Raw genomic sequence first — 24,117 nt, 5'->3', positions numbered from 1 at the left:
CGATCGAAGCGAGCCACTTGTGGGAGCGCTCCCAGGCGGGCAGGATGCTGCGGTGACCCCGACAGCCGCCGTACGCCCGTACCGCCCCGCCGACGCCCAGGCTCTCGACGACATCTGCGTCCGCACCGCGCACAACGGCCGGGACAGCCGGCCCGTGTACGCCGACCCCGCCGTGCTGCCCGCCGTCTTCGCCGCCCCCTACGTCCACCTGGACCCCGACCTGGCCTTCGTGCTGGACGACGGGCAGGGCCGGGCGGTCGGCTACATCCTCGGTACGGCGGACACCCCGCGTTTCGCGGAGGAGTTCCGCGCCAAGTGGCTGCCCCGGGTCGCGGACCGCTATCCGGCGCCGGACGCCACACCCGGCTCCCCGGACGAGGTCATGGCCCGACTGCTGCACGACCCGGAGCGGATGATCGTCCCCGAACTGGCCGCGTACCCGGCCCATCTGCACATCGACCTGCTGCCCGACTGGCAGGGCCGCGGACACGGCCGGGAGCTGATGCGCACGTTCTGGCGGGCCCTGCGGGAGCGCGGCGTACCGGCCGTCCACCTGGTCATGGCGACGGCCAACACGCCGGCCAGGGCCTTCTACGACCGTATGGGCTTCCACGTGATCGAGGCGGCGGGCCTGGACCCCGCGGACGTCACCTGCCTCGGGCGTACGACGGAGGACGCCGGCCGGACCTGACGCACGGGGCGATGGTCAGGCGGCGCCCAGGCGGTAGACGTTGAAGGCCCGGCGGATGACGGGCTGGGCCACGTTGCGCACCCGCACTCCGCCCGCCGTCATCCCGTGCTCCGAGCCCAGGTGGGCGTGGCCGTGGACGGCGAGGTCCGCGCCGGCCGTGTCGATCGCCTCGGCCAGCAGATAGCTGCCGAGGAACGGGTGGATCTCCGGTGGCTCCCCGGCGAGCGTGTCGGCGACGGGGGAGAAGTGGGTCAGCGCCACCCGGGCCGCGCAGCCCCCGTCGTCCAACTCCTTCAGCGCGGCGTGCAGGCTGTCCGCCGAGCGGCGTGTGGTGCGGACGAACTCCTTCATGATCGGCTCACCGAACTCTCCCGCGCTGCGCCCGACGAAACCGCCCCCGAACCCCTTGGTCCCGGCGATCCCCACCCGGGTCCCGGCGCACTCCACGACGGTCCCCTCGCCCTCCAGGACTCGCACGCCGGCGTCCTGGAGGAGGGCGGTGACCTTCTCGGGCTGCTCGTCGTGGTGGTCGTGGTTGCCGAGTACGGCCACCACCGGTACTGGCAGGTCGCGTACCTCCTGGGCCACCACCCGCGCCTCCTCCGGCGTGCCGTGCCGGGTGAGGTCCCCGGCGAGCAGCAGCAGGTCGGCACAGTCGGGCAGAGTCTCGAAGGCCGGCCGCAGCAGTCCCTGGCTGTCCGGCCCCATGTGGATGTCTCCGACGGCGGCGACGCGGATCATCACAGCTCCTCCGCATGGTCGGGGCCGGCCGTCTCCGCCACCACGACGTCGGTGTGCACGGTGAGCCCGGCCAGCTCCTCGTGGGCGACGCGCAGCACGGTCTCGCGGCACTGGGCGGAAGGCACCGTGCCGCTGAGTACGATCGCGCCGGCCCGGATCTCGGCCCGTACGCCCAGCTCGCCGAGCTCCTCCGCCGCGAGCCGGTCGTGCAGGTGGGCCACGCGGTACTCGACGTTCTCGGCCGCGCCAGCGGTGCCGCTCGCCGCGGGGCCCTGGTGTGCGACGGGGTCGCTCATCGCCGCTCCTCCTTCGCGGAATGGGCCGGGGAGATGATCTCCAGCCGTTCGAGGATGAAGAAGAACGCGGCGGGCATCGGGGCGTCCCCGCAGTCGCGGCGCAGCTCTTCCCAGTCGATCTTCTCCCGCAGCGTGCGGGCGATCGGCAGCACCGCCCCGAAGTCGCAGTGGTGCTCCGAGAAGGCCGCCAGCAGACCGTGCAGCAGGTCGGTCGGCGACAGGACCGGCATGAGCACCGAGTCGACGGAGAGGTCCTGGGCCCGCGCCAGCAGCTCCGTCGTGACGGGCTCGTGCGCCAGCTCGAAGATGAGGTCGACCTGCTGTCCCAGGCAGTTCGCCTTCAGCAGCCAGTCCTCGGGCGGCGTGTACACCGCCAGACCCGCTTCCCGCAGCGTCGCGGCGACGGCCTCCGCGTCGTCGGGCCGGATGCAGAAGTCGACGTCGTGCTGGAGGTTCTGGGTGCCGCCGTGCGCGTACACGGCCACGCTGCCGGCCAGCGCGAACGGGTGCTCCTTCTTCTTCAGGATCGAGCCCACCTGCTTGGCCGCCTGCAGGATCGCCTGATTGCGGTCGAGCGGGAGGTCTTCGTGGCGTGCGTCGTTCCGGGGGACGAGTTCGGCGTCCCCCGCTGCCAGACGAAGCTCGGAAACGCCGGCGCGCTGGTCGAGAGCGTGGTCGTCGGCGGGCTGCGTCATCACTGTCCCCTTTCCGGGCCGTCGCGTTCTGCCGGAACGAATCTCCGGGCTGTCGCGCTCTGTCGGATCGAATCAGTCAGAACCCCGCCCGATCAGTCCGAACGGGACTGAGGCGAGAATCGATCGGACTGGGTCGAGCCGGTCCTCCGCTGGGGTTCCGGGTACCCGGCGCGGTAACGCCGACACGAACCCGTCCCGAAGGTGAGGCCCGGGGAGGAATCCGGGCACTCGGGCGGCATGAACGACAAGCAGGCGCAGCAGCGGACCGGGCCCGAGGACCGCCGGACGGTGGAACGGCTGGTGGCCGCGTGGCTGGCGGAGACCGAACACCACGACCGCGCCGCGGCCCACGAGGCCCGCACCGGCTGGGAACGCGGCGCCCTGTCCGAGCGGGCCGCCCAGGACCTGGCCACCTGGGTCACCGCGAGGGTCACGGACACCGGTTTCACCGAGGACGAGGGCCCCTATGTGGAAGGGCCCGTCCGGATCACCCCGTCGGACAAGGACACCGTGCACGACTGGCTGCGTGCGCGAGGGCACCCGGTCTGACCTGTCGGGGCCGGTGCCGCCGTGGCGGCGTCAGCAGGCCGGCGGCCGCCATTCGAACATCAGGATCGTCGCGTCGTCCCGCAGCCGTCCGCCGGTCTGCGAGTCGAGGATCGAGTGGATCAGCCGCCGCAGCGACTCGGGTGCCAGCTCGCCGCCCGCCGTGGCCCGGATGACGTAGTCCGCGAACCGTTCGAGCCCGAAGAGCTTCTCCTCCCGGGTGCGCGCCTCCGTGACCCCGTCGGTGTACATCAGCACCCGGTCACCGGGTTCGAGTCTCATCTCGTGCGTCCGGCGCGGCTGGGCGGACAGGGAGGCCGGCGCGCCCATCGGCGGGTCGGCGTCCCGCTCCAGGGCGTCGACGATCAACTGCTCACCCCGGATCAGGAGGGGCGCCGGGTGACCGCAGTTGGTCCAGCGCAGCACACCGGTCTCGAACTCCAGCTGGGCGAGGACCGCGGTGCAGTACTGCTCCGGCAGCCAGCGGGCCAGCGCGTCGTCGACGCACTCCACGAGCGCGGGCAGATCGGCGCCGTTGCGCCGGGCGTTGCGGCAGGCGGCCAGCGCCACCGCGCTGGTCAGCCCGGAAGCCAGGTCGTGCCCCATGGAGTCGATGACCGAGACGTGCAGCGTCGTCCGGGTGAGCGAGTGGTCGAAGGCGTCGCCGCCCAGCTCGTAGGCCGGTTCGAGGACGGCCGTCGACACGACGTGCGAGTTGCCGATCGTGCGCGGCGGCAGGAACGCGCGCAGCATCTCCGACGGGAGGTGCATCGGCCTGGTACGGGTGTGCCGCACGAAGGAGTCCTCGAAGGCCCGCTTCGAGGTGATCATCATGGCCAGGAGCGAGGCCAGCGCCCGGCCCCGGGTCAGCGTGGCGGAGGTGAGCGCCGACGAGTAGACCGCCAGCACGCCGAGCCGCTCGGCGCCGTCCACCAGGGGCAGCCACGCCGTGACGCCGCCCGTGCCCGACTCCTCCACCCGCAGCGCCTGCGTGCGGTAGGCCCAGCCCGCGAGGGAGCCGTCGACGGGAATGGCCGACGCCACGTCGGTCTGCGGCACGAGGTGACGTTGCTGCAGGTCGACGAGGTAGACCACCGCGTGCTGGAGATCCAGCGCCTTCGTGCACTGGGCCACCGCGGCGGTCAGGTCCAGGGTCAGATGGGCCGGATCGGCGAGGAAGTCCTGCAGCAGCGCATCGCTCGCCTCTGGCGTCGACACCTCGTCTCCCCTCGTCGAGAAACCCGTCGTGGCGGGGCACACTGCGCAGCAGTCTGGCACCGCGTGCCCCGCCCCGCCCGTCGAGCGGATCACCCGTGGAGCGCTTCGGTCCGGGCAGACCGGGCACGCGTCAGGTCGTACGCCCCGAACGCCGAGGAGTGGTGCCACATGACCGAGTACGAGCGTTCCCGCACCATGCCCGCCCAGGCCGAGCAGGTCTTCGACCAGGCCGCGGATGTCGGGCAGCTGGACACCTGGCTGCCCCGGGACCTGCACGTGGAGCCCGAGGACCCGCCGGCGGTCACCGTGCACGAGGACCGCACCGACCAGGACACCTCCGCGCTGCTGAGCGCCCGGCCCGAGCAGATGCGGCTCGAATGGGGCACCCGCGACCAGGGCAGCTACGCCGGCTGGCTCCAGGTCGCCGGGCTCGACAGCGGGGCCAGCGAGGTGACGGTGCACCTGTCGTTCTTCGACGAGGGCCACGACCCCGGGGAGCACGCGGTGGCCGACGCCCTCGACAGCAGCCTGCGGCGTCTGGAGGAGCGGGTGCGGACGCGCACCGACGACGCGGCCGGGTGAATTCGTGGGAGGGACAAGGGCAACCCTTCACCGTCATGTCGGGTCGTACGGGTCGTACGGGGAAAAGGACGACCGATACCGACGAACCGACATGGGGGAGACATGTACGTCCGTGACCGAGGGGTCCGCGCCGCCCTGACCGCGCTCGCGGCCGGTGTCGCCGTCGCCGTGACCGCCGTCCCGGCGACCGCGGCGACGCCGCGGACCGATCCGCCCGCCTTCCTGGAGCCGGCCGAACTGCCGCCGCATCCCACCTCCGACTGGTACGCCGGACCGGTCACCGCCGGGCAGCCGGACCCGCTGCCCATGTGCGTCGGCGAGGCGCTGCCGTCCACCGCCTCCCACCGCCGGTACTGGACCGAGTACGACACCGGCGCCCTCCAGGTCACGGTCGTCGAACGCGACACGCGGCAGGCCAGGGAGTTCGCCGCCCTGTTGCGCGGGAACCTCGCCGACTGCGCGCGGAGGGTGATGGAGCGGTACCCCGACATCACCGCCGCGCAGAAGTACTACGGCCGGCTGAACGTGGAGGAGGGCGCCCACGTCTACGGAGTGCACACGGTCGCCGAGTGGGGTGCCTCCGACATCGGCCTGTTCTCGGTGGGCCGGGACGGCAGGACGGTGACCGTCGTGCAGTGGGGTCGGATGGGCACCTTCGCGTACGCCCAGGTGGCCGACTTCAAGGCCGCCACGGTCGCTGCCGTCGACAAGCTGAACTGAACGGTCGCCGCCCGCTGGGTCACGGCGGGCGGCCCGCCGCCCGGCCCGAGGACGGCGCGCCGAGCGCGTCACCGTGGGCCTGCCGGGTTCCCTGGCGCGCGTCAGGACGTACGGTCGTCGCCCTTGTGGCCCTCGCCCGGCTCCACCGCGTCGCGCCGACCGGTCCGCTCCGCCTGGTCGAGCCGGGCGAGGCCGGGATGATGCAGGTCGAAGGCCGGCGACTCGGAGCGCACGCGCGGCAGTGCGCGGAAGTTGTGGCGGGGCGGGGGGCAGGACGTGGCCCACTCCAGTGAGCGCCCGTAGCCCCAGGGGTCGTCGACCTCGATCCGCCGGCCGTACTTGGCGGTCCTCCACACGTTGTACAGGAACGGCAGCGTGGACAGGCCCAGCAGGAACGCGCCGATGGAGGAGAGGGTGTTGAGGGCCGTGAATCCGTCGACGGCCAGATAGTCGGCGTACCGGCGCGGCATGCCCTCGACGCCGAGCCAGTGCTGCACCAGGAACGTGGTGTGGAAGCCGGCGAACAGCGTCCAGAAGTGCACCTTCTCCAAACGGTGGTCGAGCATGCGGCCCGTCATCTTCGGCCACCAGAAGCTGAATCCGCCGAACATCGCGAACACGATCGTGCCGAACAGGACGTAGTGGAAGTGCGCCACGACGAAGTACGAGTCGGTGACGTGCCAGTCCAGCGGCGGTGAGCCGAGGATCACTCCGGTCAGGCCCCCGAAGAGAAACGTCACCAGGAAGCCGGCCGCCCACAGCATCGGCGGCTCGAAGGACAGGGACCCCTTCCACATCGTGCCGATCCAGTTGAAGAACTTCACCCCGGTGGGGACGGCGATGAGATACGTCAGGAAGGAGAAGAACGGCAGCAGCACGGCACCGGTGGCGAACATGTGGTGCGCCCAGACGGTGGCCGACAGCCCGGCGATGGCGATGGTGGCACCCACCAGGCCCATGTAACCGAAGATCGGCTTACGGGCGAAGACCGGGATGATCTCGGTGATCACCCCGAAGAACGGCAGCGCGAGGATGTACACCTCGGGATGGCCGAAGAACCAGAACAGGTGCTGCCACAGGATCGCCCCGCCGGTCTCGGCGTCGAACACGTGCGCGCCGAAGTGCCGGTCCGCCTCCAGCACCAGCAGCGCCGCCGCCAGCACCGGGAACGCCAACAGCACCAGGACCGAGGTCAGCAGCACGTTCCAGACGAAGATCGGCATACGGAAGATCGTCAGGCCGGGCGCGCGCATGCAGATGATCGTGGTGATGAAGTTGACCGACCCCAGGATGGTGCCGAACCCGGACAGCGCCAGCCCCATGATCCAGAGGTCGCCGCCGAGGTACGGGGACCGGATCGGTCCACTGAGCGGTGTGTACGCGGTCCAGCCGAAGTCCGCGGCGCCCTGCGGGGTGAGGAAGCCGCCGAGCACGATCAGACCGCCGAAGAGGAACAGCCAGTACGCCAGCATGTTCAGCCGAGGGAAGGCCACGTCCGGGGCACCGATCTGCAACGGCATGACGGCGTTGGCGAATCCGGCGAAGGTCGGGGTGGCGAACAGCAGCAGCATGATCGTGCCGTGCATCGTGAACGCCTGGTTGTACTGCTCGTTGGAGAGCAGCTGCAGACCCGGCCGGGCCAACTCCATCCGGATCAGCATCGCCAGTACCCCGGCGATCAGGAAGAACGCGAACGACGTGATGAGGTAGAGATGGCCGATCCGCTTGTGATCGGTCGTGGTCAGCCAGGAGACCACCACCCGGCCCCTGGCGCGGTGTTCCGCCGCCGGGACCGGCGCGATCGGTTCGGTCTGTGTCGCCATCCGACCAGAGCAGCCGACCCCCGGCGGCCTGCGTCGACGCCACGTCACGCGACCACTCATGTAGGGCCGATTGGCTGATCGTTTCTATCCGTCCGGGTGCGTCGTCACCTCGGAGCGACGAGGCGGCCGTCACCCGAATGGCCCCCGCACAGTACTGCTGACGTCCGATCCGGTGTCTCCTGGAGAGTGTCAGCGGCGTCCAGGCTGGGAGGCCGATCATGTACGAAATGTGCGTGGGCCCGGAGAAGGCGGGCGGAGCGTTGGTGTGGCACGTGATGGCCAAACAGGCCGCGGCCACCCTGTGCGGACAGCGACTCCGTGAACGTATCGAGGCATCCGACGGTGAACGGGCACGTCACTGCCCGGACTGCATGGCTTCCTTCGAGAAGTTGATGGCGGTCACACCGTGCTGACGGACCGTCCGCAACCGTCCGCCCCGTCGCTCTCGCGGCGGGGCGGACGGCCGTCCGCGTAGGGCGGTCGGCGGGAGCCGTGGCGGGCGGTCGACTGATTGTCGGCTGGGTGCATGGTCATAGAGCTGGGCTGCTCCGGTGATCTTTCGCCGGGCGGTGCGCCGCGGACTCTCTGCGCGGTGCGACAGCCGATTGACTGGCGGTGCGGCCGAGGCGACGTGGTGCGAGCGCCGTCGGTTTCCGCTTTCCGTCAACGTGCCCTGCCAACGTGAGGAGCAGTACGTGTCGCAGATCACCGACTCGGCCCCGGTAGGTGCCTTTCCGCGTCTGGACTGGGTCGACGACGTGCTCTCGCCCGCCCTGCTGGCCGCGGTCGAGGCGCTGCCCGCCGCGGAGAGCCTGGTGGCCCGGTACCACCGGGGCTGGTGCGAGGCCGACGGCGCACCTCGCGCGGCCGAGTCCGGCGGTGGCAAGGCGGTGCGTCCGGCACTCACCCTGCTGTCGGCGGTGGCCGTCGGAGGGAACCCGTCGGCCGCGGTGCCCGGCGCCGTCGCGGTCGAGCTGGTGCACGACTTCACCCTGCTGCACGACGACGTCATCGACGGTGACGCGCTGCGCCGCCACCGGCCCGCCGCCTGGTCGTTGTTCGGGACCCCGGCGGCCGTACTCACCGGAGACGCGCTGCTGGTCGCGGCGTTGCGCGCACTGGCCGAGGCGCCGTCGAGGCGGGCCGGGGCGGCCGTGCGGGAACTCGTGGGCGCCCTCCTGGAACTGGTGGAGGGGCAGAGCAACGACGTCGCGTTCGAGAAGGCCCACGAGGTGTCGGTCGCGGACTACCTGGACATGGCCGCGGGCAAGACGGGCGCCCTGATCGGCTGCGCCTGCGCGCTGGGCGGCGTACTGGCCGGCGCGGACGACGCCCGGGTCGGCGGCCTGCGGGAGTTCGGCCGGCGACTCGGAGTGGCGTTCCAGTGCGCGGACGACATCCTCGGCATCTGGGGCCGCACCGCGCGCAGCGGCAAGCCGGTCGGCGCGGACCTCGCCGCACGCAAGAAGTCGCTGCCGGTGGCGGTGGCTCTCGCGGCTCCGGGCGCGGAGGCCGAGCGGTTGCGCGAGTTGTACCGCGCACCGCGCCCACTGGACGAGGACGACATCGACCTGGCGCGTCACCTCGTGGAGCGGGCCGGCGGACGGCAGGCGGCCGAGGAGGAGGCCCGCCGCCAGATGGCGGCCGCGCTGCGGTCCCTTTCACTGGCCCGGCCGACCGCCGACGCCTACCGCCAACTGCACGACATCGCGTGGGCGATGACCCACCGCGAAGCCTGACCCGGACCACCCCCCCCGCCACCCCGCGTGGCCGCGCCGAGGCTGACCGCCGAGGCCCCGATCCGACGAAACACAGTGGAGCCGTGCAGCACACCGAGCACAGCGCAACGCCTCCGGGTGACCTTCCGGCCGTGGCCGCTTACGGGCTGCAGGTGGCCCGGGGGACCCAACCGGTGCTGCGCAACGTCAGTTTCACCATCCCCCGCGGCCGCATCGTCGGCCTGCTGGGCCCGAGCGGCTGCGGCAAGACCACCCTGCTGCGCTGCGTGGTCGGCGTCCAGCGGCCCGGCGCCGGCCACGTGCAGGTGCTCGGCCACGCGGCAGGTTCCTGGCCGTTGCGCACCCGCGTCGGCTACGTCACCCAGGCACCCTCCGTGTACGCGGACCTGACGGTCCTGGAGAATTTGCGGTACTTCGCCGCCGCCCTCGGCATGCGGGGCTGGCACCGGGAGGACGCCGTGGTCCGCGTCGTGAAGGAGGTGGACCTCGTGGCGTACGCGGACCAGCCGGTCGCCCGGCTGTCGGGCGGTCAGTACTCGCGGGTCTCCCTGGCCGTGGCCCTGCTGAACCGCCCCGACCTGCTCGTGATGGACGAACCGACGGTCGGCCTCGACCCGATGGTGCGCCGGGAGCTGTGGCTGGTCTTCCAGCGGCTCGCCGAGGAGGGCACCACCCTCCTGGTCTCCAGCCACGTCATGGACGAGGCCGACCGCTGCGACCGGCTGCTGCTGATGCGCTCGGGCCGGCTCCTGGCCAGCGCCGACCGGGAGAGCCTGCTGAACCACACCGGCTGCGACGAGGTGGAGGAGGCGTTCCTGCACCTCGTCAGGGCCGCCGCGGCGGCCGAGGCGCGGGCCCGGCGGCACGACGCCGTCGACGGCCTCTCGCCCCACCTGCTCGACCAGCCCGGCGCGCCCGACGCCGAACGCACCTTCTTCGCTGCGGACACCCTCACATGACTGCCACCCACCTGACCGATCGGCTGCCGTTCTCACCCGGCATCACCTCCGCGACCGCGGTACGGGTGCTGCAGCAGATCTCCCGGGACCGCGGCAGCACCGCCCTGCTGCTGGGCATCCCCTGCATGCTCATGGTGCTGCTCAAGCTGATGTTCCATGACTCGGAGGAGACCTTCGAACGGGTCGGGCCCCAGGTCTTCGGCATCTTCCCGGTCATCGTGATGTACCTGGTGGCCTCCGTGTCGACGCTCAGGGAACGCACCTCCGGCACCGCGGAGCGGCTGCTCACCATGCCGGTACGGCGGCTGGACATCGTCCTCGGCTACAGCCTCGCGTTCGCGTTCCTGGCGCTCCTCCAGGCGGTGCTGTCCACGCTGCTCGCGGTGGGGCCGCTGGGCCTGGACATCAAGGGCCCCGCCTATCTGCTGATGGTCATCGCCATGCTCGGTGCCCTACTGGGCCTGGCCCTCGGCCTGTTGGTCAGCGCCTTCGCCCGCAACGAGTTCCAGGCGGTGCAGTTCCTGCCGGCCGGAGTCCTGCCCCAGTTCCTGGTGTGCGGGCTGTTCGTGCCCCGCGAGGAGATGCACGGCGCGCTGGCGGCGGTGGCCCGGGCGATGCCGATGACGTACGCGGTGCAGGCCGCGGGCGAGGCGGCCACGCACGACGGCGTGACCGGGCTGTTCGTCCGGGACGCGGCGCTGATCCTCGTATGCGTGGTCGTGGTGCTCGTGGCCAGCGCGGCGACGCTCAAACGACGATGAGGGCCGTCCACCGACGGCCCTCATCCGCGTGCTCCTGCTGTCCGGTCCGGCTAGCGCGCCAGACCCCAGGAGAAGCCGCCGGAGACACTGCCGAACTTCGGGATCTCGAACGGGCCGAAGTGCATCGGCGGCTCATGGCCGCCGTTGAACCCGCCGCCACCGCCGGGGCCGGGCGAGGCGACGGCCGGAGCCGACACCGGAGCGGCACTGGCGGCCGACACGGCCCCGCCCATCGTCAGGGCCAGAGCGGCCAAGGACACCACGGTGGCGCGGCGCAGCGAAAACGACATGAAAACCCTCCGAAATGATTCACAGAAAGGGGTGGAGTGGACAATTGCAAGCCTAGCCAATACGGCTTCTCTGCGCCGTCAGTGAAAGGCTGAATTCCCCCGAATGAGGTGGTGGATACACCAACAGAAAACGCGATGAACGTCACTGAAGAAGTAGTCGGAAAAGAAAGGTGAAATCTATATGACCGGGATGCGGCGCACGGCGCTCGTCCTCTGTGCGGCCCTCACCGCCCTGCACGCCGCCGCGGTGCCCGCCTGGGCCGGGCCGCCCCCCGCACCGACCCCGCCCGCCCCCTACCGGGCGCCCCTGTGGCCGGTGCCCGAGCCGGGCCGATGGCAGCCCGCGCCCGGGCCGGCGGCGTCCGGCCCGGCCGCCTCCGAGGGGTCCCGCCCGCAGGCGGGCCGCCCCGGCGCGGTGGACGACCGCATGGTCGCCGCCGTCAACCGGCAGCGGAAGAAGGCCGGCTGCTCTCCCGTGCGGCCGCACGCGGCGCTCGGCAGGGCCGCCCGGAAACACAGTGCCGAGATGGCGCGCAGCCATCGGCTGACCCACACCGGGGCCGATGGCAGCAGCCCCGCCGACCGGATGCGGGCCGCCGGCTACCGGGTCGGCTCCGCCGGCGAGAACGTCACCGCCGGGTCCGACACCGCGGAGGCCGCGGTCACCGCGTGGATGCGCAGCGCCCCGCATCGCGAGATCCTCCTCACCTGCCGCTACACCCACGCGGGCGTCGGCAGGGCGAAGGGCTCCGGCGGCCCCTGGTGGACCCTCGACCTGGCCTCGGGCCGGTGAGGCGCCCGCACGTGCCGAGACGTCAGGCGAGGTCCGGGTCCCACCACCAGGCGACGGACGGGGCGCCTTCCACCGGCCCCGGACGGACGTCGGACGGCTCGTCGGCCCAGGACAGCAGCGTGTCGTCCATCTCGTCCGGCCAGTGCCCGCCGCTCAGGTAGCGCGGCACCCGCAGCCCCCACTCGTTGTTGCCGCGGATGCCGTACCGCAGCCCCTGGAGATAGCCGGTGAGTTCGCCGCTCGCCGTCGGCCGGACCCGGTCGTGGAGCCGCACGAACCGCAGCAGGACCCGGTCCCGCAGCCCGGTGCCGGCCGTCACCGCGTCCTGGAGCGAGCAGGCACGCTCCTGCATCAGCACCGTGTAGAGGTTCTGGTCGGCCTGACCGCCCGCCAACTCCTTGTGCAACGAGTGCCGGTCGTTGTCCAGGGCGGCCACGAGGATGGCCATCTCGGTCAGCGCGCGGACGGCCGGCCGATGCAGTTCACGGTCGGGGACCTCGACACCCGTCGCCAGTTCCAGCAGGGCGAAGGTCGGCTCGCCGCCCGACGACAGCAGCCGCATCGCCAGGAAGTCGTCCAGGTCCGGCATGCGGCCGGCCGCCTGGTTGCCGATCTGCCAGGCCACGCCGGACAGCCAGGCACGGTGGGCGTGCACGAACCGGGCCACCTGCGTGGGCGGGGCGAAGCCGCGGAAACGGCGCATGATGTCCTGGAGGGCACCGACGAACCGGTCCGTGCCCGCGGCCGAATCCGTCTCGCAGGCCCGCTGCACCTGGCCGGCCAGCGCGTTGAACTGCGCGGGCCGGCTGCTGAGCGGTCCGCTGTCGCAACGGGCGTCGTCGAACGCGAAACCCCAGTACACCCACAGGGCCGCCGCCAGCAGACGGTCGTCGTCCGCGACCGGGGCGAACCGGGCGAAGAAGTCGGCGCTGTGCGTCGCCACGGCCCAGGCCCGTTCCCGTTCAGTGGCACACATGCCGCTGTCGCCGATCCACTGAACCGCTCGTTTCTCGACCTGCCGGACGCGGGGGTGAATGGCGGACTCGAAAGGACAGAAGACCGGCGGCAATTCCACGCCGGATACGCGGGGCGCGGGGGATCCCATGGCAACACGCACCTTCCGGATAAGGGGTCGGGGATACGCTCACGATCATGGAGAACCGGCCGATCGAATGGTGGCAGGCCATGCCCGCCGGGTGGTGGCTGTCAGCCGAAAGGGTTGGGGCGCCGCGCCGGTTGACCGGCCGTCACCACATCACTCGCCTGGCGCAGTGTCGTGGCGCCGACCCGGGGAAGCCGCAGGTCATGCCCCGGTGCGCATTCCTCCCGCACCGGGGCGGCGGGGTGTGCCGCGGCCGGGATCCCCGAACCGGTCGCGGCGCACCCCCGCGGTGCGTGACCTCCTCGGCCGCGGGGTGACGCGCGACCCGGGCCGGGGATGGGTGTCGACGGCCGATGACGGGCGTCGACACCCGGAACTTGTGGGTGCCGCCCTCGACGGCCCGGCCCCGGTCCGGCGTGCGACCGTGGAGTGACGCCGCGCCCGGGGGGCTTCTCGGGGGCCGGAGGACGTTGCGGGGGAGCCCCGTCCCGCCCTTCCTCGCGCTGTACCCGGTCGCCCTGCAGCCGGTCATCGCGGGTGCGCAGGGCTTCGAGGCCGGGGCACGTGGGAACGGTCGCGGCGGTGCCCGGTGAGCCCGGCCACCACCCCCCCGGCCGGTACGCCACCGGGCACCCCGGTGGGACAATCTGCCCGCAGGGTCGGTGTCCGGCGGCGTGGTCGGAGCCGTCCGGGACCGGAAGGAGCCGTTGCGTGATCGAGTGGGTTCCCCTGGGCGGCGGTGCCAGACCCGTCCCCCGGCCGGTCGCGGCTCCGCTCGTGTGGGCGGGGGCCTTCGGCGGCGCCCTCGCCCTGGTGGCGCTCATCAACGGCACGGTGGGGTACGGCCGCCCCGGACTCGCTCTGGCCGTTCTCTCCCTGTTGGCGGCCCTGCTTGGGCTCCGCGCCCGGTTCACGGCCGCCCCCGGAATCGCCGTCCTGTGCTGGCTGTCCCTCAACGGCTTCGCCCTCCCGCCGGCCGGCACCCTTACCTGGGCCGGCCGGCGGGACGCTGTCTGGCTGGGCTGTCTGCTCGTCGCGGCCCTCGTCGGCACGGCACTGGCCCGCCTGGTCCATGCCCGGGCCGCCTACCGCCGACTGACCACGGGGACCGGACCCGACGCGCCGGAGCCGGACGCCGGACCGGGCGTGATCTGACCGCGCGCGGCCGACGGACGGGGCGGAGTCCCGGCCGACGGCTGGGGGAGGAGGACCCCGCCGGTCACCCGGCGAAGTCCTCCCCGCCGCCCCCGGGTCAGGCCGTGTGCAGGGTCAGCCCGTAGCGGTTCAGGATCTCGTTGACGGGCTGGAACCAGGTCTCCCCGCCGCTGGAGCAGTTGCCCCAGCCGCCCGAGGTGACGCCCTGCGCCTGGTCACCGCTGATGAAGGAGCCACCCGAGTCGCCGCCCTCGGCGCACACGCTGGTCTTGGTCATCTGGTGCACCGCGCCCTGGCTGTAGTTGACCGTCTCGTTCTTGGCCAGCACCCTGCCGCAGTGCCAGTGCGTGGTGGAGCCGGAACGGCAGATCGACGCGCCCACGGGAGCCTCGTTCGAGCCGCGCACCAGCTGGTCGGAGACCGTGCCCCAGCCGAGGACCACCGGCACCGTCCACCAGCCGCTGCCCACGCTGACCCACGCGTAGTCGTTGCCCGGGAAGGACGAGCCCTGGAACGTTCCGATGTGCGAGCCGTCCCAGCCGCGGACCGCGCCTCCCACGCCGCCGCAGTGCCCGGCGGTGACGAACCCGCCGTGCACCGAGAAGCCGATGGAGCAGCGGACGTTGCCGGTGTAGTAGGGGTCGCCGCCGACCGTGCCCGCCGCGAAGGTCTGCGGGGCCGACGACACCGTGCGCACCGTGACCGGCCCGGCCTCGCGGGCTCGGGTGACGAAGCGCTGGACATCGTTGTCAGTCCGTTCGCCCGCGACCACGTCGACGACCACCGCGTTGGCGGCCGGGTCGACGTGCCAGCTGCTGACGCCGGCGGGGGCGTCCAGGCGGTCGATGCGCGTCTTGGCGGCGTCGAGCCGCCGTGCGCTGTGCTCGACGGTGCGGACGTGCGCACCGGTGGCGCGGACGGCCCGGAGCGTCGCGGGCGACGCCTCCGAGGTGACGGCCACGGTCAGTTGCCCGCGGTCGGCGTCGAACCAGGAGCCGCCGAAGGCGTCCCCGGCGGCCCTGCGTGCCGTGGGTGCGAGGTCGGTGGCGCGGCGTTCGGCCGCGAGCCGGTCCTCGGCCTCGGTCCGGGTGAGACCGAAGTCCCGCTGCATGGCGTCCAGAAGGCCCGCGGAAGCGGCCGGGTCCTTGGCGGAGTCGGAGGGGGAGTCGGCCGCCGAGGCCGGCAGCGTGCCGACCGCGGTGAGGCTGCCGAGCACGAGGAGGGTGGCCAGGCCGAGGTGCCTGAGTCTGCTGCGTCTCACGGGAGTTGCCCTTCGTCGTTCCAGCAAGGTGGGGGTGGAACAACCGCGGTCTGAGAGCGCTCTCATCGGGTTGGTTTCGAGCTTAGTCAGGGTTCGACGTCAGGTCCATGCCAATGCAGGGGCTTTCCGGGGAGTCCGCCCGCCGGCGAGGGATCACCCGGGCAGGCCCGCCGGGTTCGTGGCCCACCGCGTGTTCGGCTGCTCCGCCCGCCCGCCCGCCCGCCCGCCCGCCCGCCCGAACGCGAGCGTCCCGCCGCGCGGGTTCGGCCGGGAACCCCTTTCGCGCGGTCCGCTAGAACACCGGCGCGCCGAGCGGCAGGTCGGCGCTGCCCGGCGTGCGCGGGTACTCCTCGGTGCCCGCCGACGGGGACGAGGTGACTTCGGGCCGGGAGACGGCGCGGAGGGGCGGATGAGCGGAGGCGCGGAGGAGCAGAGAGGCGAAGGAGCAGAGGGGTGGAAGAGCCGACCGGGACGTTCCGGCGACGGTGAGGTGAAGGGTTCCGGTCGTGCCGTCGCGGGGCGATGCCTCGTCTGCCCCGGTTGGCCGGTCCCGGACGGGGCACTCAGTGCTGCGTCCTTGCAGTGACGGCTTCTGGATGTGGGAGGCACGCGTGGCGGTTCGGCATCGGTTGATCCAGGCGAGCCCGGCGGCGGTGTGGGACGTGCTCGCGGACGGCGACCAGTACGTGGAGTGGGTGGTGGGCCCGTCGGAGGTCACCCCCAAGGCCGGGCAGTGGCCGCAGGTCGGCGCGACGATCGCCTACGAGGTGCGGCTCGGGCCGGTGCGGCTGAACAACGAGTCGGTGGTCCGGCGCTGCGTGGCGGGCTCCGAACTGGAGCTGGAGGCCAAGGCGGGCCGGCTCGGCACGGCCCGGATCGCCATCGAGCTGCGCCCCTGGGGCGAGCAGTGCCTGGTGATCGTGGACGAACACCCGCTGCGCGGCCCCGGCGGCCTGCTGCACAACGTGGGTGTCGAGGCGCTGATCCAGGTGCGGCACCGTGCGATGCTCGCCCGGCTCGCCAAGCTGTGCGAGTCCGAGGCCGGTGAACTGTGCCGGCCGAACCCGGCGCAGTCGACCGGATCCGTGGACTTCGGACCCGGAGCCGACCGTGCCTGACGCCGTCGTGATCGGGGCCGGTCCCAACGGGCTGGTGGCGGCGAACCTGCTGGCGGACGCCGGCTGGAGCGTGGAGGTTCTGGAGGAGCAGCCCGAGCCGGGCGGGGCGGTGCGCCACGACAGCGAGGTCGCCCCCGGCTTCGTCAACGACCTGTTCAGCTCCTTCTACCCGCTCGCCGCCGCTTCCCCGGTCCTCGCCGGACTGCGGTTGGAGGACCACGGGCTGCGCTGGGCGCACGCCCCTCATGTGCTGGCCCACCCCCTGACCGACGGCACGTGCGCCGTCCTCGACCGCGACGTCGGCACCACCGCCGCCTCCCTCGACGCCTTCGCGCCCGGGGACGGCGCCGCCTGGGACCGCCTGCACGACGTCTGGGACCGGTACCGGGCCGACATCTTGGACGCCCTCTTCACCCCCTTCCCCCCGGTACGGGCCGGCGCCCGGCTGGCCCTGCGGCTGCGCGGCGGGGGCGGACTGCGGCTGGCGCGCACCCTTGTACTGCCGGTGCGGCGCATGGGCGAGGAGGAGTTCCGCGGTGAGGGCGGCAAGCTGATCCTGGCCGGCAACGCCCTGCACGCCGACCTCGCGCCGGAGGCCGCCGGGAGCGGCGGGTTCGGCTGGCTGATGTCCATGCTCGGACAGACCTACGGCTTTCCGGTGCCGGTCGGCGGCTCCGGCGCCCTCACCGCGGCCCTGGTCCACCGGTTGCGGGCCCGCGGCGGCACCCTGCGCTGCGGGCAGCGCGTCGAGCACGTCCTGGTACGTGACCGGCGCGCGGTGGGCGTCCGCACGGCCGGCGGGGAGACCGTCGCCGCCCGGCGCGCCGTCCTCGCGGACGTGTCCGTGCCCGCCCTCTACGGCGACCTCGTCGCCCCCGAGGACCTGCCGGACCAGGTTCTCGCCGATCTGCGGCGCTTCCAGTGGGACTTCGCCACCTTCAAGGTGGACTGGGCGCTGGACGGTCCCGTGCCCTGGCGGTGCGAGGACGCGGCCCGGGCCGGGACCGTGCACCTGGCCGACGGTCTCGACGAGCTGACCCGGTTCGCCGCCCAGATCGCCATGCGGCAGGTCCCCGACCGTCCCTTCGCGCTGTTCGGCCAGATGACGACCACGGACCCGACCCGCTCACCGCGCGGCACGGAGTCCGCCTGGGCGTACACCCACGTCCCCCACGACATCGGGGCCGACGCGGGCGACGAGGGCATCACCGGGAGCTGGGACACCAGGGAGCAGGAGTTGATGGCCGACCGCGTCGAGCGCCAGGTGGAACGGTTCGCGCCCGGCTTCCGGTCACTGATCCGGGCCCGGCGCGTACTGGCCCCGCCGACGCTCCAGGCCATGAACGCCAACCTGGAGGGCGGCGCCATCAACGGCGGCACCACGGCCATGCACCAGCAGCTCGTCTTCCGGCCCGTGCCCGGCACCGGGCGGCCGGAGACCCCGGTGACCGGCCTCTTCCTCGCCTCCGCGGGCGCCCACCCGGGAGGCGGGGTGCACGGCGCACCGGGCGCCAACGCCGCGCGCGCCGCGCTGCGTCAGCACCGGTTCGCCGGACTCACACGGGTGCAGCGCACCCTCACCCGCCGCGACCGCACCGGCGACAAGCGATGACTGGCTGCACGCGACGGCCGCGTGCGACCGGCTGTCTGCGACGGCCGCGTGTGACCGGCCGCGCGGGACGGCCGCGTGTGACCGGCCGCGCGGGACGGCCGCATGTGACCGGCCGCGCGGGACCGCCGTGTGTGACCGGCAGTGTGCGACGGCCGCGTGCGACCGGCCACTTGCCACCGGCCGCGATCGACCGTCCAGGTGTTCTTCGAGAAAGGGCCGACCGGTGACAGACAGCCCCCTCCAGAACCGCACCGTCGTGGTGACCGGCGCCGCGCGCGGGCTGGGCGCCGCCCTGGCCCGCGCGTGCGCCCGCCGAGGCGCCCGGCTGGCGCTGCTCGGCCACGAGAAGGCGCTGCTGGACGCCGTGGCGGCAGACCTGCCGACCGAGGCGTTCGCAGTCGAGGCCGACGTGACCGACCCCGCCGCGCTGGACGACGCGGCCGGCGAGGTCCGTAGGCGCCTGGGGCCGCCGTCGGTCGTGGTGGCGAACGCGGGCATCGCGGAAGGCGGCCCGTTCGCCACGTCGGACCCGGCCGAGTGGCGCCGCGTCGTCGACGTGAACCTGACCGGCAGCGCCCACACGGCCCGCGCCTTCCTGCCCGACCTGCTCCGCACCGCCGGATACCACTTGCAGGTCGCCTCGCTGGCCTCGCTCGGCGCCGCCCCCATGATGAGCGCCTACTGCGCCTCCAAGGCGGGCGTGGAGGCCTTCATCCACTCACTGCGCGCCGAGGTGGCCCACCACGGGGTCGCCGTGGGCATCGCCTACCTCAACTGGCTGGACACCGACATGATCCGTGACGCCGACCGGCACGCGGTCCTGCGCGAGTTGCGGGCACACATGCCGGCTCCGGCCCGCCGCACCTTCCCGGCGGACTACGCCGCCGACCGCCTGGTGCGCGCCGTGGAGCGCCGCCGCACCGCGGTGTACGTGCCCGGCTGGCTGCGCCTGGCACAGGTGGGGCGCACGACCCTGCCGCCACTGGTGCTGCGGCTGTCCCGCCGTGAACTGCCACGGCTGGAGGCCGAGGGCGCCATGGGCCCCACCGGCCCGCTCGGCGCGGGCGGGCTGGCCGACCGCGCGGCGGAGGAAACGGGGGCGTAGCGCCGTAGGGCCTACGCGCTGCCGTCTTCCGGGCCTCCGTGCTGCCGTCTTCCGGGCCTACGCGCTGCCACCCTCCGGGCCTACGCGCTGCCGTCCTCCGGGCCGGCCGGTGGTGTGCCCTTTCGGGCGGCATCGGGGCTCCTGAAGGACAGGGGGCTCACGGACGGGCCCTGCTCCACGGACGGAGACGGGGCGGCGCGGCAGCCACGGCAGTCCGGCCGCCGTGCGCAGCATCGGCAGGGCGGGGGTGCGCACCCCGACCGCGAGGTCCTCGTACAGCCGGGACCGTCCGTCGAGGAAGCGCGGCAGCCGCCCGGCGGGTACGCGGTCGAACAGCCGGAAGAAGAGGCCGGGGCCGTCCACCCGGCCGGTGTCCAGCGCGCGCGGCAGCACCGCGTCCATCAGCCGGGCCCGCACCGGGTGCGGGGGCGGTGGCACCGGGCGGCGGCCCGCGCGCACGGCGCGGGCGACGGCGGCGGACTGCCGCCGCACGGCGGCGAACGTGTAGCCGGTGGACGCGCGCGTCGCCCCGCCCGGCAGGCCGACGCCGGCCCCGGCGGCGTCCGTGGCCGGCACCCAGGCGGTCCCGTCCGGCAGGCCGGTCATCGTGCCGACGGTGGCCTCCAGGCGCCGGAGCCCGGCCCGTTCCTTCAGGCCACGGTCCACCATCGCCTCGAAGTCGTCCGAGCGGATCATCTCGTAGCGGGCCGGCGCGATGTGCCGCAGGACCATCGTCCCGTCCCGGCTCCGCACCCGCAGCCACTCCCACGACGCCGTCGTCGCCGGGTCGAAGTGGCCGGGGCCGACTCCCAGAAGCACCAGGTCCGCCGCGGTGCCCGCGGCGGACCGGGCGGCGGATCGATCAGCACGACGGAGGGCGCCGTGCCGTGCGGTGAGTGGGCCGGGAACCGGTGCGCCAGGGAGAGACCTGCCGCCCCGGCACCGACGACGACGATGTCCGCCTCGTCCACGGCCGCCTCCTTCCGCCTGTACGAGGGTGCGACGGCTCGGTTCCGGCGGAGTACTCCGTCCCCGTGCCGCCCGTGGACGCACGGCGCGCTGGTCGGTCCGCGGTGGCTGCCCGCCGTGCGGGTGACTGCCGGGCGGGAACGGGCCCGGGCGGCGTCATGCCGGAAGTGAAGGGGGAAGGCATGAGGCCGAGTCACCCCACCGCGGCCGGTGCCGGACGGTGCATCCACCGCGCGCCGTCCGGCCGAAGTAGCCGCAGCGGCCGACGTATCCGACACGGACCGGCGCCGCAACCGACGACGAGAGGACCCGGGATGCGCCCCAGCACCGCCGACGACGGCCGGGAAGAGCCGCGGGAGCTGCCGCACGCGGCGGAGGGCCCGCGATGACGCGGACGGTGACCGGTCGCACCGACCACGTCGTGGTCGTCGGTGCGGGGCTCGCAGGGCTGTCGGCCGCCCTGCACCTGCTGGGCTCCGGGCGGCGGGTGACGGTCGTGGAACGCGACCCGCTGCCCGGCGGCCGTGCCGGACGGCGTGAGACCGGCGGCTACCGCCTCGACACCGGCCCGACCGTACTGACGATGCCCCATCTGGCCGACGAGGCGTTCGCCGCCGTCGGAGACCGGCTTGCCGACCGCGTCGAACTCCTTCCCCTGCACCCCGCCTACCGGGCCTGCTTCGCCGACGGCGGCACCCTGGACGTCCACACCGACGCCGCCGCCATGGAGGCGGAGGTGGAGCGGTTCGCCGGGGCGCGGGAGGCGGCCGGGTACCGGCGGCTGCGCGTCTGGCTCCGGCAGTTGTACGCGGTGCAGATGCGCCGGTTCATCGACGCCAACTTCGACTCCCCGCTCGGCATGCTCACGCCCGACCTGGCCAGACTCGCCGCCCTCGGCGGCTTCGGCCGGCTGGACGCGCGCATCGGACGCTTCCTGACGGACGAACGGCTGAAGCGGGTCTTCTCCTTCCAGGCCCTGTACGCCGGTGTCGCACCGGCCCGCGCGCTGGCCGCCTACGCCGTCATCGCCTACATGGACACCGTGGCCGGCGTGTACTTCCCTCGCGGCGGCATGCACGCCCTGCCCCGCGCCATGGCGGACGCCGCCGCCGACGCCGGCGCCGACCTGCGGTTCGGACAGGACGTCACTCGTCTGGAACGGTCGGGCGACCGGGTCACCGCCGTCGTCACCGCCCACGAGCGCATCCCCTGCGACGCCGTCGTCCTCACCCCCGACCTGCCCGTCGTCCACCGGCTGCTGGGCCGCCGCCCGCGCCGTCCGGTCGGGCTGCGGCACGCGCCCTCCGCCGTCGTCCTGCACGCCGGCACCACCCGTACCTGGCCGCACCTCGCCCATCACACGCTCTCCTTCGGCGCCGCGTGGCGCCGGACCTTCGACGAACTGACCCGGACCGGCACCCTGATGACCGACCCGTCGCTGCTGATCACCCGGCCCACCGCCGGGGACCCCACCCTGGCTCCCGAGGGACGCCATCTCCACTACGTCCTCGCGCCCTGCCCCAACACCGACATCGGGCCGGACGCCCGGGCCTGGACCGACCTGGCGCCGCGTTACCGCGACCGTCTGCTCACCACCCTGGAACACCGGGGGCTGACCGGCATCGCCGCCGCCATCGAGGAGGAATGCCTGGTGACACCCGCCGACTGGACCGCCCAGGGGCACGCCGCGGGCACGCCGTTCTCCGTCGCCCACACCTTCGCCCAGACGGGCCCCTTCCGCCCCCGCAATCTGGTGCGCGGCACGGACAACGCGGTCCTCGCGGGCTGCGGGACCACCCCGGGGGTGGGCGTGCCGACGGTGCTGATCTCGGGGAAGCTGGCCGCCGCCCGGATCACCGGCACGCCGGCACGGCGTGCGGCGACGGCGGGCGGGCGCCGATGACCCGACGTGAACTGGACGCCGCGGGCATCACCGACCCGGCCCTGCGCGCGGCCTACACGCGGTGCCGGCTCCTCAACGCCCGGCACGGACGCACCTACTTCCTGGCGACCCGCCTCCTGCCCGCCGACCGCAGGCCGGCCGTGCACGCCCTGTACGGATTCGCGCGGTGGGCGGACGACATCGTCGACGACATGGGGGCCGAGGCGACGACCGCCGAACGCGCGGCGACCCTCTCCCGGCTCGACGGGCAGTTGCGGCAGGCGCTGACCGGGGACCGGCCGGCCGGTGAACCCGTGGTGGTCGCCCTCGCCGACACCGCCGAGCGGTACGCCATCGACCCGGCGCACTTCACCGACTTCATGGCCTCCATGCGCAGCGACCTCACGGTCACCGACTACGCCACCTACGACGACCTGCGCGCCTACATGCACGGCTCGGCCGCCGTCATCGGCCTGCAGATGCTCCCCGTGCTCGGCACCGTGACCGCCCGCGCCCGGGCCGCGCCGCACGCCGCCGCGCTGGGCGTCGCCTTCCAGCTGACCAACTTCCTGCGGGACGTGGGCGAGGACCTGGACCGGGGACGGATCTACCTCCCGGCGGACCTGCTGGCCGCGCACGGCGTCCAGCGGGACCTGCTGCTGTGGAGCAGGCGCACGGGCCGCCACGATCCCCGCATCACCGCCGCGCTGCGGGCCGCCGAGGATCTCACCCGCGCCGTCTACCGCGAGGCCGCACCCGGGCTGGCGATGCTGGACCCGGTCGCGCGCCCCTGCATCCGTACCGCCTATGTCCTCTACCGCGGCATCCTCGACGCCATCGCGGACAGCGGGTACGCGGTACTGCACCGGCGCGCGGTGGTGCGCCGCCGCCGGCGCGCGGCCGTGGCCGCCGACGGGCTCGTACGAGTGCTGTCCGCCCGGCTGAGGGCGCGGGGCGGGGGCGCCGGAGGGACGCCGCCGGTGCCGTGCCGGAACGACGTCTGCTCGGTGAAGGAGACCGGATGAGGCCCGACCCCAGCCCCCGCCGCGGCCGGTATCCCCTGCGGCTGCGCCGCCGCCCCGTCCCCTGGCAGAACCAGCGGCCGACCTGGCGCGAGGCACGCCCCGCCCTCATCGCCGAAGCGCTCGAGCGGGCCCGGGCACGCCCCTCGGGCAACTGGTACGTCCTCGGCGCGAGTACGGAGGTACGGGCCACCCGTCCGCTGTCCGGCACGGTCGCCGGCGTCGAGGTCGTCGTCTGGCGTGACGCGCACGGGCGCCTGGTGGGCGGACCCGGCGTGTGCCCCCACCTCGGCGCCCCGCTGGCCGACAGCCCGGTGCGGTGCGGCACGCTCGTGTGCCACTGGCACGGACTCGCCCTGGACGGCGCGGCGTTCGCCGGCTGGCAGCCGCTGCCGGTGCACGACGACGGCGTACTGGTGTGGGTGCGGCTGGACGCGGTGGGGAAGGAGACGCCGACGCCCGCGCCCGTCGTACCCGCCAGGCCACCGCTGACGTCGGCCCTGACGTCCGTATGGCGCGGGGTCGGGGTCTGCGAACCGGAGGACGTCGTCGCCAACCGGCTCGACCCGTGGCACGGCGCCTGGTTCCACCCGTACTCCTTCGTGGACCTCACCGTCGTCGAGACGCCGGTCGAGCCCCCCGACGCCGGTGAGGACGACGACCGCTTCGTCGTGGACGTGTCCTTCCGGCTCGCCGGCCGGCTCGTCGTGCCCGTACGGGCCGAGTTCACCGCGCCGGAGCCCCGCACCGTCGTCATGCGCATCACCGACGGCGAGGGCACCGGGTCCGTCGTGGAGAGCCATGCCACGCCGCTCGGCCCCGACGAGGGCGGCCGTCCGCGCACCGCGGTCGTCGAGGCGGTGCTGGCCGCCTCGGACCGGCCGGGTTTCCCCGTGGCCAGGCGCCTGGCACCGGCCCTGCGCCCGCTGATGCGCGCCGCCGCGGGCCGCCTGTGGCGCGACGACCTCGCCTACGCCGAACGCCGCAGACACCTGCGCGAGCGCGGCCAGTTCCCCGGCTGAACGGAGCAGGACCGG

The 24,117-nt window shown here is 73.6% G+C and carries 23 protein-coding genes and 1 pseudogene; 15 read left to right on the top strand and 9 right to left on the bottom strand.

Going from position 1 to position 24,117, the window contains the following annotated elements:
• The first annotated feature begins 52 nt into the window (after positions 1–52).
• Positions 53–691: a GNAT family N-acetyltransferase gene (locus tag ACIQ6R_RS32930; RefSeq protein WP_404225375.1), complete on the top strand. Its 639-nt coding sequence runs from the start codon at positions 53–55 to the stop codon at positions 689–691.
• Between the two features lie 15 nt (positions 692–706).
• On the opposite strand, the gene ACIQ6R_RS32925 is transcribed toward ACIQ6R_RS32930, so the two are convergent.
• From ACIQ6R_RS32925 to ACIQ6R_RS32915, 3 genes are read right to left on the bottom strand one after another with little or no spacing between them, the layout of a single operon-like run.
• The gene (locus ACIQ6R_RS32925) at positions 707–1,432 is read right to left on the bottom strand and encodes a metallophosphoesterase (protein WP_404182787.1); all 726 of its coding nucleotides are present in this window, start codon (positions 1,430–1,432) and stop codon (positions 707–709) included.
• Entirely contained in the window at positions 1,432–1,728 is a 297-nt protein-coding gene (locus ACIQ6R_RS32920; RefSeq protein ID WP_404182784.1) for a BON domain-containing protein, read from the bottom strand. Before ACIQ6R_RS32920 ends, ACIQ6R_RS32925 begins: the two co-directional genes overlap by 1 nt.
• The gene (locus ACIQ6R_RS32915; protein WP_404182781.1) at positions 1,725–2,423 is read right to left on the bottom strand and encodes a nucleotidyltransferase family protein; all 699 of its coding nucleotides are present in this window, start codon (positions 2,421–2,423) and stop codon (positions 1,725–1,727) included. Before ACIQ6R_RS32915 ends, ACIQ6R_RS32920 begins: the two co-directional genes overlap by 4 nt.
• Positions 2,424–2,660: 237 nt before the next feature.
• Between ACIQ6R_RS32915 and ACIQ6R_RS32910 the strand changes: the two genes are divergently transcribed.
• Positions 2,661–2,972, top strand: a complete 312-nt coding sequence (locus ACIQ6R_RS32910; protein ID WP_404182779.1) for a hypothetical protein — start codon at positions 2,661–2,663, stop codon at positions 2,970–2,972.
• Between the two features lie 30 nt (positions 2,973–3,002).
• On the opposite strand, the gene ACIQ6R_RS32905 is transcribed toward ACIQ6R_RS32910, so the two are convergent.
• On the bottom strand, positions 3,003–4,187 hold the full coding sequence (locus tag ACIQ6R_RS32905) for a PP2C family protein-serine/threonine phosphatase (RefSeq protein ID WP_404225374.1): 1,185 nt from the start codon (positions 4,185–4,187) through the stop codon (positions 3,003–3,005).
• Positions 4,188–4,355: 168 nt separating this feature from the next.
• Here ACIQ6R_RS32905 and ACIQ6R_RS32900 point away from each other — a divergent pair, with 168 nt between their 5' ends.
• Both ACIQ6R_RS32900 and ACIQ6R_RS32895 read left to right on the top strand, forming a co-directional pair.
• Positions 4,356–4,769 (top strand): SRPBCC family protein, encoded by a 414-nt coding sequence (locus ACIQ6R_RS32900; RefSeq protein ID WP_404225373.1) that lies wholly within the window; start codon positions 4,356–4,358, stop codon positions 4,767–4,769.
• Between the two features lie 102 nt (positions 4,770–4,871).
• On the top strand, positions 4,872–5,489 hold the full coding sequence (locus tag ACIQ6R_RS32895; protein ID WP_404225371.1) for a hypothetical protein: 618 nt from the start codon (positions 4,872–4,874) through the stop codon (positions 5,487–5,489).
• Positions 5,490–5,590: 101 nt separating this feature from the next.
• Here ACIQ6R_RS32895 and ctaD read toward each other — a convergent pair whose 3' ends face one another.
• Positions 5,591–7,312, bottom strand: coding sequence for a cytochrome c oxidase subunit I (ctaD, locus tag ACIQ6R_RS32890; RefSeq protein WP_404225368.1), 1,722 nt, complete (start codon positions 7,310–7,312; stop codon positions 5,591–5,593).
• 695 nt (positions 7,313–8,007) lie between these two features.
• On the opposite strand from ctaD, the gene ACIQ6R_RS32885 reads away from it, so the two are divergent.
• The 3 genes from ACIQ6R_RS32885 (at position 8,008) to ACIQ6R_RS32875 (ending at position 10,771) form a co-directional block, all read left to right on the top strand.
• Positions 8,008–9,051, top strand: coding sequence for a polyprenyl synthetase family protein (locus ACIQ6R_RS32885; protein ID WP_404225366.1), 1,044 nt, complete (start codon positions 8,008–8,010; stop codon positions 9,049–9,051).
• An 83-nt stretch (positions 9,052–9,134) separates the two neighbouring features.
• A complete protein-coding gene (locus tag ACIQ6R_RS32880; RefSeq protein ID WP_404225363.1) occupies positions 9,135–10,010 on the top strand; it encodes an ABC transporter ATP-binding protein in 876 nt (291 codons plus the stop codon).
• Positions 10,007–10,771 (top strand): ABC transporter permease, encoded by a 765-nt coding sequence (locus ACIQ6R_RS32875; RefSeq protein ID WP_404225360.1) that lies wholly within the window; start codon positions 10,007–10,009, stop codon positions 10,769–10,771. The genes ACIQ6R_RS32880 and ACIQ6R_RS32875 overlap by 4 nt, the downstream gene beginning before the upstream one ends.
• A 50-nt stretch (positions 10,772–10,821) precedes the next feature.
• Here the strand turns inward: ACIQ6R_RS32875 and ACIQ6R_RS32870 are convergent, their stop codons facing one another.
• Positions 10,822–11,061, bottom strand: a complete 240-nt coding sequence (locus tag ACIQ6R_RS32870) for a hypothetical protein (protein WP_404225358.1) — start codon at positions 11,059–11,061, stop codon at positions 10,822–10,824.
• 181 nt (positions 11,062–11,242) lie between these two features.
• Between ACIQ6R_RS32870 and ACIQ6R_RS32865 the strand changes: the two genes are divergently transcribed.
• Complete coding sequence (locus ACIQ6R_RS32865) at positions 11,243–11,854, top strand: CAP domain-containing protein (RefSeq protein WP_404225355.1); 612 nt, start codon at positions 11,243–11,245, stop codon at positions 11,852–11,854.
• A gap of 22 nt (positions 11,855–11,876) precedes the next feature.
• Here the strand turns inward: ACIQ6R_RS32865 and ACIQ6R_RS32860 are convergent, their stop codons facing one another.
• On the bottom strand, positions 11,877–12,797 hold the full coding sequence (locus ACIQ6R_RS32860) for a hypothetical protein (RefSeq protein WP_404225353.1): 921 nt from the start codon (positions 12,795–12,797) through the stop codon (positions 11,877–11,879).
• Between the two features lie 870 nt (positions 12,798–13,667).
• Between ACIQ6R_RS32860 and ACIQ6R_RS32855 the strand changes: the two genes are divergently transcribed.
• Positions 13,668–14,111 (top strand): hypothetical protein, encoded by a 444-nt coding sequence (locus ACIQ6R_RS32855; protein WP_404225351.1) that lies wholly within the window; start codon positions 13,668–13,670, stop codon positions 14,109–14,111.
• A gap of 97 nt (positions 14,112–14,208) precedes the next feature.
• Here the strand turns inward: ACIQ6R_RS32855 and ACIQ6R_RS32850 are convergent, their stop codons facing one another.
• Positions 14,209–15,372, bottom strand: coding sequence for a S1 family peptidase (locus ACIQ6R_RS32850; RefSeq protein ID WP_404225349.1), 1,164 nt, complete (start codon positions 15,370–15,372; stop codon positions 14,209–14,211).
• Positions 15,373–15,983: 611 nt separating this feature from the next.
• Between ACIQ6R_RS32850 and ACIQ6R_RS32845 the strand changes: the two genes are divergently transcribed.
• From ACIQ6R_RS32845 to ACIQ6R_RS32835, 3 genes are all read left to right on the top strand, one after another.
• Entirely contained in the window at positions 15,984–16,490 is a 507-nt protein-coding gene (locus ACIQ6R_RS32845) for an SRPBCC family protein (RefSeq protein ID WP_404225347.1), read from the top strand.
• A complete protein-coding gene (locus ACIQ6R_RS32840; protein WP_404225345.1) occupies positions 16,483–18,102 on the top strand; it encodes a phytoene desaturase family protein in 1,620 nt (539 codons plus the stop codon). Before ACIQ6R_RS32845 ends, ACIQ6R_RS32840 begins: the two co-directional genes overlap by 8 nt.
• A gap of 223 nt (positions 18,103–18,325) precedes the next feature.
• The gene (locus ACIQ6R_RS32835) at positions 18,326–19,207 is read left to right on the top strand and encodes an SDR family oxidoreductase (RefSeq protein ID WP_404182746.1); all 882 of its coding nucleotides are present in this window, start codon (positions 18,326–18,328) and stop codon (positions 19,205–19,207) included.
• A 57-nt stretch (positions 19,208–19,264) separates the two neighbouring features.
• Here ACIQ6R_RS32835 and ACIQ6R_RS32830 read toward each other — a convergent pair.
• Positions 19,265–20,178 (bottom strand): annotated as a pseudogene (locus tag ACIQ6R_RS32830) (lycopene cyclase family protein).
• Positions 20,179–20,561: 383 nt separating this feature from the next.
• Between ACIQ6R_RS32830 and crtI the strand changes: the two are divergent.
• Genes crtI through ACIQ6R_RS32815 form a run of 3 tightly spaced genes read left to right on the top strand, consistent with a single transcriptional unit; the run spans position 20,562 to position 24,102 of the window.
• On the top strand, positions 20,562–22,079 hold the full coding sequence (gene crtI / locus ACIQ6R_RS32825) for a phytoene desaturase family protein (protein ID WP_404225343.1): 1,518 nt from the start codon (positions 20,562–20,564) through the stop codon (positions 22,077–22,079).
• Entirely contained in the window at positions 22,076–23,083 is a 1,008-nt protein-coding gene (locus ACIQ6R_RS32820) for a phytoene/squalene synthase family protein (protein WP_404182740.1), read from the top strand. Before crtI ends, ACIQ6R_RS32820 begins: the two co-directional genes overlap by 4 nt.
• Entirely contained in the window at positions 23,080–24,102 is a 1,023-nt protein-coding gene (locus ACIQ6R_RS32815) for a DUF5914 domain-containing protein (protein WP_404225341.1), read from the top strand. Before ACIQ6R_RS32820 ends, ACIQ6R_RS32815 begins: the two co-directional genes overlap by 4 nt.
• The last annotated feature ends 15 nt before the right edge of the window (positions 24,103–24,117 follow it).

The organism is Streptomyces sp. NPDC096048 (genome assembly GCF_044763415.1).
GTDB lineage: Bacteria > Actinomycetota > Actinomycetes > Streptomycetales > Streptomycetaceae > Streptomyces.
Note: the sequence above shows the minus strand (reverse complement) of the source record. Positions and strands in the feature narration are given on the sequence as shown.

Excerpts from the sequence above, each read along its gene's own strand:
- ACIQ6R_RS32870 (WP_404225358.1), bottom strand. The coding sequence starts at position 11,061 with ATGTCGTTTTCGCTGCGCCGCGCCACCGTGGTGTCCTTGGCCGCTCTG.
- ACIQ6R_RS32875 (WP_404225360.1), top strand. The coding sequence starts at position 10,007 with ATGACTGCCACCCACCTGACCGATCGGCTGCCGTTCTCACCCGGCATC.
- ACIQ6R_RS32910 (WP_404182779.1), top strand. The coding sequence starts at position 2,661 with ATGAACGACAAGCAGGCGCAGCAGCGGACCGGGCCCGAGGACCGCCGG.
- ACIQ6R_RS32915 (WP_404182781.1), bottom strand. The coding sequence starts at position 2,423 with ATGACGCAGCCCGCCGACGACCACGCTCTCGACCAGCGCGCCGGCGTT.
- ACIQ6R_RS32900 (WP_404225373.1), top strand. The coding sequence starts at position 4,356 with ATGACCGAGTACGAGCGTTCCCGCACCATGCCCGCCCAGGCCGAGCAG.
- ACIQ6R_RS32895 (WP_404225371.1), top strand. The coding sequence starts at position 4,872 with ATGTACGTCCGTGACCGAGGGGTCCGCGCCGCCCTGACCGCGCTCGCG.
- ACIQ6R_RS32925 (WP_404182787.1), bottom strand. The coding sequence starts at position 1,432 with ATGATCCGCGTCGCCGCCGTCGGAGACATCCACATGGGGCCGGACAGC.
- ACIQ6R_RS32865 (WP_404225355.1), top strand. The coding sequence starts at position 11,243 with ATGACCGGGATGCGGCGCACGGCGCTCGTCCTCTGTGCGGCCCTCACC.
- ACIQ6R_RS32920 (WP_404182784.1), bottom strand. The coding sequence starts at position 1,728 with ATGAGCGACCCCGTCGCACACCAGGGCCCCGCGGCGAGCGGCACCGCT.
- ACIQ6R_RS32815 (WP_404225341.1), top strand. The coding sequence starts at position 23,080 with ATGAGGCCCGACCCCAGCCCCCGCCGCGGCCGGTATCCCCTGCGGCTG.
- ctaD (WP_404225368.1), bottom strand. The coding sequence starts at position 7,312 with ATGGCGACACAGACCGAACCGATCGCGCCGGTCCCGGCGGCGGAACAC.
- ACIQ6R_RS32820 (WP_404182740.1), top strand. The coding sequence starts at position 22,076 with ATGACCCGACGTGAACTGGACGCCGCGGGCATCACCGACCCGGCCCTG.
- crtI (WP_404225343.1), top strand. The coding sequence starts at position 20,562 with ATGACGCGGACGGTGACCGGTCGCACCGACCACGTCGTGGTCGTCGGT.